Source organism: Cryptocyanus atlanticus LEGE 06306 (assembly GCF_056633155.1).
In genome coordinates this window covers 50,043-62,863 of the sequence record NZ_JBSJOZ010000006.1, presented here as the reverse complement: position 1 = coordinate 62,863, position 12,821 = coordinate 50,043, and the positions used below count along the sequence as shown (strand labels likewise).

The 12,821-nt window shown below is 68.0% G+C and carries 12 protein-coding genes; 11 read left to right on the top strand and 1 reads right to left on the bottom strand.

Annotated features, from left to right (window positions below):
- Positions 1-44 precede the first annotated feature (44 nt).
- From typA to ccsB, 6 genes are all read left to right on the top strand, one after another.
- Positions 45-1,853 carry a translational GTPase TypA gene (gene typA, locus ACWJI7_RS08430; RefSeq protein ID WP_479937049.1) on the top strand — a complete coding sequence of 603 codons (1,809 nt, stop codon included), beginning with the start codon at positions 45-47 and terminating at the stop codon, positions 1,851-1,853.
- A complete protein-coding gene (locus ACWJI7_RS08425; RefSeq protein WP_479937047.1) occupies positions 1,850-2,272 on the top strand; it encodes a DUF309 domain-containing protein in 423 nt (140 codons plus the stop codon). Before typA ends, ACWJI7_RS08425 begins: the two co-directional genes overlap by 4 nt.
- Positions 2,273-2,478: 206 nt before the next feature.
- On the top strand, positions 2,479-3,000 hold the full coding sequence (locus ACWJI7_RS08420) for an LptA/OstA family protein (RefSeq protein WP_479937045.1): 522 nt from the start codon (positions 2,479-2,481) through the stop codon (positions 2,998-3,000).
- Positions 2,997-3,725: an LPS export ABC transporter ATP-binding protein gene (gene lptB / locus ACWJI7_RS08415; RefSeq protein ID WP_479937043.1), complete on the top strand. Its 729-nt coding sequence runs from the start codon at positions 2,997-2,999 to the stop codon at positions 3,723-3,725. The genes ACWJI7_RS08420 and lptB overlap by 4 nt, the downstream gene beginning before the upstream one ends.
- Positions 3,726-3,814: 89 nt before the next feature.
- A complete protein-coding gene (locus ACWJI7_RS08410) occupies positions 3,815-4,933 on the top strand; it encodes an LptF/LptG family permease (protein ID WP_479937228.1) in 1,119 nt (372 codons plus the stop codon).
- A gap of 54 nt (positions 4,934-4,987) precedes the next feature.
- A complete protein-coding gene (gene ccsB / locus ACWJI7_RS08405) occupies positions 4,988-5,902 on the top strand; it encodes a c-type cytochrome biogenesis protein CcsB (RefSeq protein WP_479937041.1) in 915 nt (304 codons plus the stop codon).
- Between the two features lie 23 nt (positions 5,903-5,925).
- Here ccsB and rpe read toward each other — a convergent pair whose 3' ends face one another.
- Positions 5,926-6,609 (bottom strand): ribulose-phosphate 3-epimerase, encoded by a 684-nt coding sequence (gene rpe / locus ACWJI7_RS08400; protein ID WP_479937039.1) that lies wholly within the window; start codon positions 6,607-6,609, stop codon positions 5,926-5,928.
- A 179-nt stretch (positions 6,610-6,788) separates the two neighbouring features.
- On the opposite strand from rpe, the gene glpX reads away from it, so the two are divergent.
- The 5 genes from glpX (at position 6,789) to pgl (ending at position 12,819) form a co-directional block, all read left to right on the top strand.
- Positions 6,789-7,793 (top strand): class II fructose-bisphosphatase, encoded by a 1,005-nt coding sequence (glpX, locus tag ACWJI7_RS08395; RefSeq protein ID WP_479937037.1) that lies wholly within the window; start codon positions 6,789-6,791, stop codon positions 7,791-7,793.
- Between the two features lie 10 nt (positions 7,794-7,803).
- Positions 7,804-9,114 (top strand): glutamyl-tRNA reductase, encoded by a 1,311-nt coding sequence (locus ACWJI7_RS08390; RefSeq protein ID WP_479937036.1) that lies wholly within the window; start codon positions 7,804-7,806, stop codon positions 9,112-9,114.
- 118 nt (positions 9,115-9,232) lie between these two features.
- On the top strand, positions 9,233-10,528 hold the full coding sequence (locus ACWJI7_RS08385; RefSeq protein WP_479937034.1) for a glucose-1-phosphate adenylyltransferase: 1,296 nt from the start codon (positions 9,233-9,235) through the stop codon (positions 10,526-10,528).
- Between the two features lie 138 nt (positions 10,529-10,666).
- The gene (gene gndA, locus ACWJI7_RS08380) at positions 10,667-12,082 is read left to right on the top strand and encodes an NADP-dependent phosphogluconate dehydrogenase (RefSeq protein WP_479937032.1); all 1,416 of its coding nucleotides are present in this window, start codon (positions 10,667-10,669) and stop codon (positions 12,080-12,082) included.
- Positions 12,082-12,819 carry a 6-phosphogluconolactonase gene (gene pgl / locus ACWJI7_RS08375; RefSeq protein WP_479937030.1) on the top strand — a complete coding sequence of 246 codons (738 nt, stop codon included), beginning with the start codon at positions 12,082-12,084 and terminating at the stop codon, positions 12,817-12,819. Before gndA ends, pgl begins: the two co-directional genes overlap by 1 nt.
- The last annotated feature ends 2 nt before the right edge of the window (positions 12,820-12,821 follow it).

Below are 12,821 nucleotides of genomic sequence, written 5' to 3'. Positions count from 1 at the left end.
ACCGGTTTCGGTTGCCGAACACGAGCTTGACCGAGAGATCTCCAATGAGCGCCCCGACCCAGAGCGCGCCGATCCGCAACATTGCGATCATCGCCCACGTCGATCACGGCAAGACCACCCTGGTGGACGCCCTGCTGCAGCAGTCGGGGATCTTCCGCGACGGGGAGGCCGTGCCCACCTGCGTGATGGATTCCAACGACCTGGAACGGGAGCGCGGCATCACCATTCTCTCCAAGAACACCGCCGTCACCTACGCCGGCACCCGGATCAACATCGTTGATACCCCGGGCCACGCCGATTTCGGCGGTGAGGTGGAGCGGGTGCTGGGCATGGTCGATGGGGCCCTGCTGATCGTGGACGCCAACGAAGGTCCCATGCCCCAGACCCGCTTCGTGCTGAAGAAGGCCCTGGAGCAGGGCCTGCGGCCGATCGTCTTCGTCAACAAGATCGACCGGGCCCGCGTCGATCCCGAGCAGGCGGTCGACAAGGTGCTCGACCTGTTCCTGGAACTGGGCGCAGACGATGACCAGTGCGACTTTCCCTATCTGTTCGGCAGCGGCATGGGGGGCTACGCCAAGCCCGACATGGCCACCGCCAGCGAGACGATGAAGCCGCTGTTCGATGCCATCCTGCGCCACGTGCCGCCCCCGGTGGGAGATCCCGCCAAACCCCTGCAGCTGCAGGTCACCACGCTGGATTATTCCGATTTCCTCGGCCGGATCATGATTGGCCGGGTGCACAACGGCACGATCCGCGGCGGCCAGAGCGCCGCCCTGATCCGTGACGACGGAACGATCAAGCGAGGCCGGATCAGCAAACTGCTGGGCTTCGAGGGGCTGCAGCGCATCGAGATCGCCGAAGCCCGCGCCGGAGATCTGGTGGCAGTGGCTGGCTTCGACGAGGTGAACATCGGCGAGACGATCGCCTGCCCCGACCATCCCGAGGCGCTGCCGCTGATCAAGGTGGACGAACCCACCCTGCAGATGACGTTCGTCGTCAACGATTCGCCCTTCGCCGGCAAGGAGGGCAAATTCGTCACCAGTCGCCAACTGCGCGACCGGTTGCAGAAGGAGCTGCTCACCAACGTGGCCCTGCGCGTCGAGGACACCGACTCTCCCGATCGCTTCGCCGTCAGCGGCCGGGGTGAACTGCACCTGGGCATCCTGATCGAAACGATGCGCCGCGAGGGCTACGAGTTCCAGGTCTCCCAGCCCCAGGTCATCTTCCGCACCATCGACGGCACCCCCTGCGAACCGGTCGAAACCCTGGTGATGGATGTGCCCGAGGATGCGGTGGGCAACTGCATCGAAAAGCTGGGCGTGCGCAAGGGCGAGATGCAGAACATGGAAACCGGCTCCGACGGCCGCACCCAGCTTGAATTCGTGGTGCCCTCCAGGGGGCTGATCGGCTTCCGCGGCGAATTCGTGCGGGCCACCCGGGGCGAAGGGATCATGAGCCACTCCTTTTTCGAGTACCGGCCGATGCAGGGCGATTTCGCCGCCCGTCGCAACGGGGTTCTGGTGGCCTTCGAGGAGGGCACCGCCACATTCTATGCCCTCAAGGGCTCCGAAGACCGGGGCCAGTTCTTCATCACCCCGGGCACGAAGGTCTACAAAGGCATGATCGTGGGCGAGCACAACCGCCCGCCGGATCTGGAACTGAACGTCTGCAAGGCCAAGCAGGTCACCAACATCCGCTCGGCCGGTGCCGAAGTGCTCGACACCCTGCAGTCGCCGATACAGATGACCCTGGAGCGCGCCCTGGAATACATCGGACCGGGCGAGATGCTCGAGGTCACCCCCGAATCGATCCGGTTGCGCAAGCTGCCGGCCAAGAAGGTCGCCAAGCGTTGACCCAGGATCTGGCCACCGATCCGCGCTTTCGCGCCGCGGTGGCCCTGTTCAACCAGGCTGAGTGGTACCCCTGTCACGACAGGTTCGAGGAGCTCTGGCAGGAAACCCAGGGTCCAGATCGCCCGGCCCTCCAGGGTCTTCTGCAGATCGCCGTGGCCCATCTGCATCTGGAGCGGGGCAACCGCCGCGGCGCCACGGTGCTGATCGGTGAAGGTCTTGGCCGGTTGGCGCCCTGCGGATCCGAGGGGCTGGGGCTCGATCTGTCGGCGGTTCGATCGAGCAGTGGGGCTTGGCTTCAGGCCCTGCAGCGGGGCGAGGATCCCAGCGGCCTCCCCCTGCCCAGGCTGGTGCCGTGCTCGGAAACGGACGGCCCGGAGCTGGCCCCTGAGGGGGGCCCGGAGCCCACGGCCCGCGTCTGAAGCCAGCCCCGCAGGCCGCTCGCCGGTAGGTCCCGCTCGTATGTTGGTTCCGTTGAGGATGTCGAGGGTTGGAGATCCATCGCCACTGCCGGATCCCGGGCCCCGGCTCCGCCACATCGATCCAGACGCCGGCCGGGCCCACTCCCGGCCCGGGCCCGGGCGGAGACGGCGGACGTGGTCAACGCCGGGCCCGCCGTCTCCGCTCCGTGGTGGTCGGCGCCGGAGGCCTGCTGCTGAGCCTCGGCGCCACTTCTCTGGCCGCTGGCGCCATGTCCCCCCCCAGCGCTCCTGTCCTGCCGGCAACGGAGGCCGTTCCCGCCGCGCCCCGGCTGCCGGCGGCCCCCGGGGGTCCTGAGCCCGGGGGCCCAGCCCCTGGTGGCGACCCGGAGGCCCCCACCGGGCTGGTCACGATCGAATCCGACCGGCAGCAGGCCGACAACACCACCGGCATCGTCACGGCGACGGGCAATGTGCGCATCCTCTATCCGGATCGGCGCCTGGTGGCCACCTCCCGCCAGGCCCAGTACTTCGTGCGGGAAGGACGCATCGTGCTCAGCGGCGATGTGGAGGTGGTGCAGGAGGGCGGCAACCGGATCCGCGCCGAAAGGCTCGTCTATCTCGTGGAGACCGAACGGGTGCTGGCCCAGCCCGAGGCGGGTCAGCAGGTGTTCAGCCAACTGATCATTCAGACCGAGAACGAAACCCAGGCCCCTCCCCGTCAGCCATGAGTCTGACCCTGGAGGACGTGGCCCTGACCCTCGGGGGGCGTCCGCTCGTCAAGGGGGTGAGCCTGGAGCTGCAGCCTGGGGAGGTGGTGGGCCTGCTCGGGCCGAACGGAGCCGGCAAGACCACCACCTTCAACCTGATCACCGGGATGCTCAAGCCGGACCGCGGCCGGGTGCTGCTCGACAGCCGCCCGGTGGAGGGTCTGGCGATGCCGAAACGGGCCCGGCTCGGGATCGGCTACCTGCCCCAGGAAGCCAGCGTCTTCCGCCAGCTGACCGTGCGCGAGAACCTTCAACTGGCTTTGCAGCAGAGCGGGACGCCCCTGCGCCTACGGCGGGAGCGGCTCGACACGCTGATCGCCGAATTCCACCTCAGCGGCTTTCAGCACCGCCGTGGTCTCCAGCTCTCCGGGGGGGAGCGCCGCCGCTGCGAAGTGGCCCGGGCCCTGGCCGTCGGCCAGGATGGTCCCCGGTACCTGCTCCTGGATGAACCGTTCGCCGGGGTCGATCCCATGGCGGTGGCCGATCTCCAGCATCTGATCGGCACCCTGCGCCAGCGCGGCATGGGTCTGTTGATCACCGATCACAACGTGCGGGAGACCCTGGCCATCACCGATCGCGCCTACATCCTCACCGAGGGCACCATTCTGGCGGCGGGACCGTCGGCGGTTGTGGCCGACGATCCCCTGGTGCGGCGCCACTACCTGGGGGAGGGATTCCAACTGTGAACGGCGCGACCACCCGAAGCTGGCACCTCCCCCCCCTCGCCTCCCGCCTGCTCCAGCCGCTGACCATCCCCTGGCAACGCCTGCCGTTGATGGACCGCTGGCTCACCGGCGAGCTGCTCGGCCCCCTGATCTTCGGGGTGGCGGCCTTCACCGCCGTCTCGCTCTCGGTGGGGGTGGTTTTCGAACTGGTGCGCCGGGTGGCGGAATCCGGTCTGCCGCTGCTGACGGCCCTGCATGTGCTGGGTCTGCGCCTGCCGGGATTCCTGGTGCTCTCCTTTCCGATGGCCACCTTGATGGCCACCCTGCTGGCCTACAGCAGCCTCTCGAGCAACAGCGAGCTCACGGCCCTGCGCAGCGTGGGGGTGAGCACCTGGCGGATGGTGATGCCGGCTCTGGTCGTGGCGGTGCTGATGAGCCTGCTCACCTTCATGTTCAACGATGTGATCGTGCCGGGGGCCAACCTGGAGGCCACCAACACCTTGAACCAGGCCCTCGGCAAGGCGATCGCCGCCGAGAAAGGCAGCGACATCATTTATTCCCGCTTCAGCCGCCGCCCCAACCCGGACAGGGAGTCCGGCAGCGAACGGTATCTCTCCCAGATATTCTATTCCCGCCAGTTTGATCAAGGCGAGATGGAGGATGTGACCGTCCTCGATTTCAGCCGGGCGACCGGGACCCAGATCCTCAGCGCCGAGCGGGGCACCTGGAACGACAAGGCCGGAATGTGGGAATTCCGTGATGGACAGATCGTGCTGGTGGGCAAAAATGAAACCACCACTTCGGCCAACTTTGACCGATATCTCTATCCCCTCGACCAGGGCCCGCTCAAGCTGGCCGCCCTGCCCAAGGACGCGGCCAGCATGTCGGTGGGTCAGGCCCTCAACGCCGAACGGCTGCTTGAGGAAGCCGGAGACCAGAAGGAAGCGCGCCGCCTGCGGGTGCGCATCCAGGAGAAATTCGCCTTCCCGGCCATCTGCCTGGTGTTCGGCCTGGTGGGCAGCAGCCTGGGGGTGAGGCCGGATGCGCGCACCAGCCGCAGCCAGGGGTTCGGCATCAGCGTGCTGCTGATCTTCTCCTATTACCTGATGTCGTTCATCTTCAGTTCCCTGGGGGTGAAGGGCACGCTCTCCCCCTTCCTGGCCGCCTGGTCCCCCGTGCTGATCGGTCTGGCCGGAGGTCTGTTCCTGTTACGCAGCGCCAGCCGCTGAGGCAGGGGGCCAGGCAGACTGGGCCGCAATCCCGATGCGCGTGCACAGGCTCCCGTGAACGAACCGGTTCTGACCCTCGGCCTGGTGGCCTTCGGCCTGCTGCTGCTGGCCCTCCCTCTGGCCTTCTGGAGCGTCAGCGGCGCCCGCGGCAGCACCCTGGTGCGGATGCTTGTGGCCGCCGCCAACCTCTGCCTCACCGCCCAGCTGACGCTGCGCTGGTGGGAATCGGGGCATTTCCCGATCAGCAATCTGTACGAATCCCTCTGCTTCCTGGCCTGGGCCTGCACCCTCACCCAGCTGCTGGTGGAGCGGTCCTGGCCTTCCCCCCTGGTGCCCGCCGCCGCCACGCCGATGGGGCTGGGCTGCGTCGCCTTCGCCAGCTTCGCCCTTCCGGACCGGCTGCAGCAGGCCGCCCCGCTGGTTCCCGCCCTGCGTTCCAGTTGGCTGGTCATGCACGTGAGCGTGATCATGGTGAGCTATGCGGCCCTGCTGGTGGGATCGCTGCTGTCGGTGGCGGTGCTGTTCACCGAACGGGACCGCTCTCTGCAGCTGCGCAGCAGCTCGATCGGCAGCGGAGGCTACCGCCAGGCCCAGCTGGCCGGCGGCGGTGATGGGGGCGGTCTGCGGCTGAGCAGCGTCTCGATCGGGGTGAGCGAACAGCTCGACAGCCTCAGCTACCGCACGATCACCGTGGGCTTTCTGCTGCTGTCCGTGGGACTGGTGAGTGGGGCCGTCTGGGCCAATGAGGCCTGGGGCAGCTGGTGGAGCTGGGATCCGAAGGAGACGTGGGCCCTGATCTGCTGGCTCGTCTACGCCGCCTACCTGCACACGCGGCTGAGCCGGGGCTGGCAGGGCCGTCGCCCAGCCCTGGTGGCCTCCGCGGGCCTGGTGGTGATCGCGGTCTGCTACATCGGGGTCAATCTGCTGGGTATCGGCCTGCACAGCTACGGCTGGTTCCTGGGGGCCTGAAGCCAGACCCCCCTGGCCCGGGCTCAGACCAGCACCGCCTCGGGGCGGCGGCTGTTGCGGATCCCGGTGATGGCCTCGCCGTAATCCGGCTGGTTGAAGACGCCGGAACCCGACACGATCGCATTGGCCCCCACTTCGATCACCTGCCAGGCGTTGTTGGCCTTGAGGCCCCCATCCACCTCGATCCAGGGATCCAGGCCGCGCTCATCGCACATCCGGCGCAGACGGCGCACTTTCTCGACGGCGGACGGAATGAAGCTCTGACCCCCGAAGCCGGGGTTGACGCTCATGATCAGCACCAGATCGCAGAGCTCCAGGCAGTATTCGAGGGTGTCGAGGGAGGTGCCGGGGTTGAGCACCGCTCCGGCCTTCTTGCCCAGATCCCTGATCTGGCCCAGGTTGCGGTGCAGGTGCGGGCAGGCTTCCACCTGCACGTAGATGTGGTCGGCGCCGGCCTTGGCAAAATCGGCCACATAGTTCTCGGGCTCCACGATCATCAGGTGCACGTCCAGGGGCTTGCTGGTGACGGGGCGGAGGGCTTCGACGATCAGGGGGCCGATCGTGATGTTGGGGACGAAACGGCCGTCCATCACGTCCACGTGGATCCAGTCGGCCCCCGCCTCGTCGACGGCGCGCACCTCGTCTCCGAGGCGGGCGAAATCAGCGGAGAGGATCGATGGGGCGATCACCAGAGGCTTCGTGCTCATGGTTGGGGCCACCGGGGCAAGGGAGCCCCATGATTGTAGGAACGCGGCGGCATCCATCCCAAAGACCCCCGGTGGGCCACTGATACAGTGACCCCCGCCTCAGGTCCGAAAGACCTTGCTGCAGTTGGGCTGCGGGTCTTGGCTCTGAGGCCGTCCCCTTTCCCCCCTGCCAGACCCTCGTGGATCGCACCCTCATTCAGGAACTGCTCGAAGTCGTCGAGCAGGCCGCCGTGGCCTCGGCCCATCTCACCGGCCTCGGGAAGAAGGATGAGGCCGACGCCGCCGCCGTCGAAGCGATGCGCACCCGCATGGGCAGCATCGCCATGCAGGGCCGGATCGTGATCGGCGAGGGGGAGCGCGACGAAGCCCCGATGCTCTACATCGGCGAGGAAGTGGGCAGCGGCACCGGTCCCGGCGTCGATTTCGCCGTGGATCCCTGCGAGGGCACCAACCTCTGCGCCAACGCCCAGGACGGCTCAATGGCGGTGCTGGCCGCCAGCGACCGGGGTGGTCTGTTCAATGCTCCGGACTTCTATATGAAGAAGCTGGCGGCACCGCCGGCCGCCAAGGGCAAGGTGGACATCCGCAAGAGCGCCACCGAGAACATCGCCATCCTGAGCGAGTGCCTGGACATGAAGGCCAGCGATCTGGTGATCGTGGTGATGGACCGAGCCCGCCACAGGGATCTGATCGCCGAGATCCGCGCCACCGGCGCCCGGGTGAAGCCGATCAGCGACGGCGACGTCCAGGCGGCGATCGCCTGTGGCTTCGCCGGCACCGGCACCCACTGCCTGATGGGCATCGGTGCCGCGCCGGAAGGGGTGATCTCGGCGGCGGCCCTGCGCTGCCTGGGCGGCCACTTCCAGGGCCAGCTGGTCTATGACCCGGCCATCGCCCAGACTTCCGAATGGGCCGACTACACCAAGGAGGGCAACATCGAGCGGCTCCACTCGATGGGCATCACCGACATCGACAAGGTGTATGAGGCCGAGGAACTGGCCTCCGGCGAGAACGTGGTCTTCGCCGGCAGCGGCATCACCCCCGGCCTGCTGTTCAAGGGCGTGGTGTTCGAGGCCGACTGCACCCGCACCAGCAGCCTGATCATCAGCTCGCTCGACACCACCGCCCGCTTCACCGACACGATCCACATCAAGCCCGGCGCCCAGAGCGTCGCGCTGCGCTGAGCGCCCTCCCATGCACATCGCCGTCGTCGGCCTCAGCCATCGCACGGCTCCGGTCGAGATCCGGGAGCGGCTGAGCATCCCGGAGCAGACCATGGAGGACTCCCTCCAGCAGCTGCGCGGTGACGCCCAGGTGCTGGAGGCCTCGATCCTCAGCACCTGCAACCGGCTGGAGATCTACACCCTGCTGCGCAGTCCGGAGCAGGGCATCACCGCGGTGGGCTCCTTCCTGAGCCGTCATTCGGGGCTGGACTTCGGCGAACTCACCCCCCACCTGTTCACTTACCACCACGGCGAGGCGGTGGCCCACCTGCTGCGGGTGGCCGCCGGCCTCGACAGCCTGGTGCTGGGGGAGGGCCAGATCCTCTCCCAGGTCAAGAAGATGGTGCGGCTCGGCCAGGAGCACGGCTCGATCGGCCCGATCCTCAACCGCCTGCTCAACCAGGCGGTGAGCACAGGCAAGCGGGTGCGCACCGAAACCAACCTGGGCACTGGGGCGGTCTCGATCAGCTCGGCCGCCGTGGAGCTGGCCCAGCTCAAGGTGGGGCAGGCCAGGGGCCTCGATGAACTCGTGCCCCTCGATCACGAGCAGGTGGCGGTGGTGGGGGCGGGCCGGATGGCCAGGCTGCTGTTGCAGCACCTGCAGGCCAAGGGCTGCCGCGGTCTGGTGCTGCTCAACCGCACCGCCGACCGAGCCGAGGCCCTGGCGGCGGATTTTCCCGACGTTCCGGTTCAGTGCCGGCCCCTCTCGGACCTGGACCACTGCCTGAGCACCTGCTCCCTGGTGTTCACCAGCACGGCGGCCGAGGAACCGATCATCGACGCGGCCCGCCTGGAGGGCCTCAACCGGCGCTCCTCGCTGATGCTGATCGACATCGGGGTGCCCCGCAACATCGGCTCGGACGTGGCCGCCCTGGCGGGCGTTGAGGCCTTCGACGTGGACGACCTGCAGGAGGTGGTGGCCCGCAACCAGGAGGCCCGCCGCGAGATCGCCGCCGAAGCGGAAGGGCTGCTGGCCGAGGAGGCCCGCCAGTTCCTGGAATGGTGGGATGGCCTGGAGGCCGTGCCCACCCTCAACCGGCTGCGTCAGCAGCTGGAGCAGATCCGGGAACAGGAGCTGCAGAAGGCCCTCAGCCGCATGGGACCCGATCTCTCGGCCCGGGAACGCAAGGTGGTGGAAGCCCTCAGCAAGGGCATCATCAACAAGGTGCTGCACAGCCCCGTGACCCACCTGAGGGCGCCCCAGCCCCGCCCCCAGCGGCACCAGGCGATGCGGGTGCTGCATGAGCTGTTCGACCTCGACCTCCCCTCCGACGAGGTCTGAGCGGGGCAGGCGGGAGGAATCCCACAGATTTGTGCGCTGCCCGACCGGCCAGCCCGTGGGGGCCAGGCGCTCCGGTACGGTGCTTCCACGCTGACGGCAGCAGTCCTGGGGGGCAGTGATGAAGCGGGTTCTGGCGATCATCCTCGGAGGCGGAGCGGGCACACGCCTCTACCCCCTCACCAAGATGCGGGCCAAGCCCGCGGTGCCCCTGGCCGGAAAATATCGGCTGATCGACATTCCGGTCAGCAACTGCATCAACTCAGGGATCAACAAGATCTATGTGCTGACCCAGTTCAACAGCGCCTCCCTGAACCGGCATCTCACCCAGACCTACAACCTCTCGGCCGGCTTCGGCCAGGGCTTCGTGGAGGTTCTGGCCGCCCAGCAGACGCCGGACAGCCCCAGCTGGTTCGAGGGCACCGCCGACGCGGTGCGCAAGTACCAGTGGCTGTTCCAGGAATGGGACGTGGACCAGTATCTGATCCTCTCCGGTGACCAGCTCTACCGGATGGACTACAGCCTGTTCGTCGACCACCACATCCGCACCGGCGCCGATCTCACCGTGGGCGCGTTACCGGTGGATGCGGCCCAGGCCCAGGCCTTCGGACTGATGCGCACCGATCTTGAGGGCAGGATCCGCGAATTCTCGGAAAAGCCCAAGGGCGAGGCGCTCGAGGCCATGCGGGTGGACACCGCCCGGCTGGGGTTGTCCGCACCGGAGGCCGAACGGCGTCCATACCTGGCCTCGATGGGGATCTACGTCTTCAACCGGGACACCCTGTTCGACCTGCTGGCCCGAAATCCAAACTCCACGGATTTCGGCAAAGAGATCATCCCCACGGCACTCAGCCGGGGCGACACGCTGAACTGCTATCTGTTCGACGACTACTGGGAGGACATCGGCACGATCGGGGCCTTCTACGAGTCCAATCTGGCGCTCACCGATCAGCCCCGGCCTGCTTTCTCGTTCTACGACGAGAAATTCCCGATCTACACCAGACCCCGCTATCTGCCTCCCAGCAAACTGCTCGACACCCAGGTGACCCAGTCGATCATCGGGGAAGGATCCCTGCTGCAGGCCTGCAGCATCCACCATTGCGTGCTCGGGGTGCGGACCCGGATCGAGGCCGAGGTGGTGCTGCAGGACACCCTGGTGATGGGCGCCGATTTCTTCGAGTCGTCGGAGGAGCGGGCGCTGCTGCGCGAACGGGGCGGCATCCCGGTGGGCGTGGGCCAGGGGACCACGGTGCGCCGCTCGATCCTCGACAAGAACGTGCGCATCGGCAGCAATGTCACCATCGTGAACAAGGATCACGTGGAGGAGGCCGACCGGCCGGAACTGGGCTTCTACATCCGCAACGGGATCGTGGTGGTGGAAAAGAACGCCACCATCGCCAACGGCACGGTGATCTGAAACACCCGGCAGGTCCGGGGAGTGGGATCACCAGCCGGGCCCCTGATCTGAGCGGTTGCTGACAGAGTCCCCCAGCCGCCGGCGTCCGGGGGGGCCGGCGGCCACACTGAGGCCGACCGGCCTGCACGCCAGACACTCATGAGCAAAGCGCACTTCGGCCTGATCGGCCTGGGAGTGATGGGCGAGAACCTGGTCCTCAACGCCGAGCGCAACGGTTTCTCCAGCGTCGTCTACAACCGCACCTGGACTAAGACCGACGACTTCCTTCAGGGGAGAGCCGCCGGGCTGGACATCGTCGGCGCCCGGAGCCTCGAGGAGTTCGTCGGGGCCCTGGAGCGCCCCCGCCGCATCCTGATGATGATCAAGGCCGGGGAGCCGATCGACGCGATGATCGCCTCCCTGAGCCCCCTGCTGGAGGAGGGCGATCTGCTCATCGACGGCGGCAACTCGCTCTACACCGACACCGAGCGCCGGGTCCGGGAGCTGGAGCGCCAGAGCTTCGGCTACATCGGGATGGGTGTCTCCGGCGGCGCCAAGGGGGCCCTGGAGGGGCCCAGCATGATGCCCGGCGGCACCAGGAGCGCCTACGACGCGATCGAGGGTCTGGTGCGCAAGATGGCCGCCCAGGTGGACGACGGCCCCTGCGTCACCTACATCGGACCGGGCGGGGCCGGCCACTTCGTCAAGACGGTGCACAACGGCATCGAGTACGGCATCGAGCAGATTCTGGTGGAGGCCTACGACCTGATGAAGCGCGGCGCCGGCCTGGACGGGGTGGCCATGGCCGATGTCTTCGACGGCTGGAACCAGCTCGAGGAACTCTCCTCCTACCTGGTGGAGATCACCGAGGTGTGCCTGCGCACCCGGGACCCCGAGGATGGCGGCGATCTGGTGGAGACGATCCTCGACGTGGCCGGCCAGAAGGGAACGGGCCTCTGGACGGTGGTGAGTGCCCTGGAAATGGGGGTGCCCGTGCCCACGATCTACGCCGCCCTGAACGCCCGGGTGCTCAGCTCCATGCGCAGCGAGCGCCTGGCGGCCGAGCCGGTGCTGCCTCCCCCCCCGCCCCAGCCCATTGACCTGGGGGATCCCGCCGCCGGTCTGCCACCCCTGCGGGATGCCGTGATCCTTGCCTGCATCGCCAGCTATGCCCAGGGCATGGCATTGATGGTGGAGGCCTCCGCCCTGCACGACTACGACCTGAACCTTTCCGGCATCGCCCAGATCTGGAAAGGGGGCTGCATCATCCGTGCCCGCCTGCTGCAGCGCATCCAGAACGCCTACGAGGCCAACCCGGCCCTGGCCAATCTGCTGGTGGATCCCTGGTTCGCCGAGCAGGTCAACGCCCGGCTGCCGGGACTGCGCCAGATGGTGGCCGCCGCTGCCCTGGCCGGCATCCCCGTGCCCTGCCTGAGCAGCACCCTCGATTACATCGACAGCTACCGCACCGGCCGCCTGCCCCAGAACCTCCTGCAGGCCATGCGCGACTGCTTCGGCGCCCACACCTACCAGAGGGTCGACCGCGAGGGCACCTTCCACACCGAGTGGCTCTGATGGGGACAGCCCACAGCGCCACCTACCGGCTGGAGCTGGTGGACGGCACGGAGCAGCTCGCCCGCCGGGCCGCCGAAACGATCGCCGCCACCATCGATCTGGCCCTGGCCGAACGCGACCGGGCCCAGATCGCCCTGGCCGGCGGCACCACGCCCGAGGCGGCCTATCGCCATCTGGGCACCGAACATCTGCCCTGGAAGCGCGTCGATGTGCTGCTTGGGGATGAACGCTGGGTGCCGGCGGCGGATCCCGCCAGCAATGCCCTCCTGCTGCGCCGATCCCTGCTGGCCGAGCCCCCCGGCTCGCTGGCCTGCTTCCACCCGGTTCCCACCGAGCTGCCCAGCCCGGAGGAGGGTGCCGCCGCCTACGGCGCCCTGCTCACCCGGCTCTGCCCAGGGGATCCGCCGATCCTCGATCTGATTCTGCTCGGCCTCGGGGAGGACGGTCACACCGCTTCCCTCTTCCCGGGCACGGCCGCCACCGGGGTGGTCGATCGTCACGCCACGGTGAGTGAGGGCAAGGGTCTGCCCCGGGTCACCCTCACCGCGCCGGTGCTCAGCGCCGCCCGCCAGGTGGTGTTCCTGGTGAGTGGGGAGGGGAAACGGGAGGCGCTTCGCCGCCTGCTGGACCCGAATGAACCGGCGGCCCGCACCCCGGCCCGACTGGTGCGCCCCCAGGGCCCGGTCCTGATCCTCGCCGACGCCGAGGCGGCCGGCACCGCGCTGCGCCAGGCTTGAGC

What these genes read in the sequence shown, in the direction of transcription:
- ACWJI7_RS08390 (WP_479937036.1), top strand. Translation starts at nt 7,804, where the DNA reads ATGCACATCGCCGTCGTCGGCCTCAGCCATCGCACGGCTCCGGTCGAG.
- ACWJI7_RS08385 (WP_479937034.1), top strand. Translation starts at nt 9,233, where the DNA reads ATGAAGCGGGTTCTGGCGATCATCCTCGGAGGCGGAGCGGGCACACGC.
- lptB (WP_479937043.1), top strand. Translation starts at nt 2,997, where the DNA reads ATGAGTCTGACCCTGGAGGACGTGGCCCTGACCCTCGGGGGGCGTCCG.
- gndA (WP_479937032.1), top strand. Translation starts at nt 10,667, where the DNA reads ATGAGCAAAGCGCACTTCGGCCTGATCGGCCTGGGAGTGATGGGCGAG.
- pgl (WP_479937030.1), top strand. Translation starts at nt 12,082, where the DNA reads ATGGGGACAGCCCACAGCGCCACCTACCGGCTGGAGCTGGTGGACGGC.
- rpe (WP_479937039.1), bottom strand. Translation starts at nt 6,609, where the DNA reads ATGAGCACGAAGCCTCTGGTGATCGCCCCATCGATCCTCTCCGCTGAT.
- ACWJI7_RS08410 (WP_479937228.1), top strand. Translation starts at nt 3,815, where the DNA reads ATGGACCGCTGGCTCACCGGCGAGCTGCTCGGCCCCCTGATCTTCGGG.
- typA (WP_479937049.1), top strand. Translation starts at nt 45, where the DNA reads ATGAGCGCCCCGACCCAGAGCGCGCCGATCCGCAACATTGCGATCATC.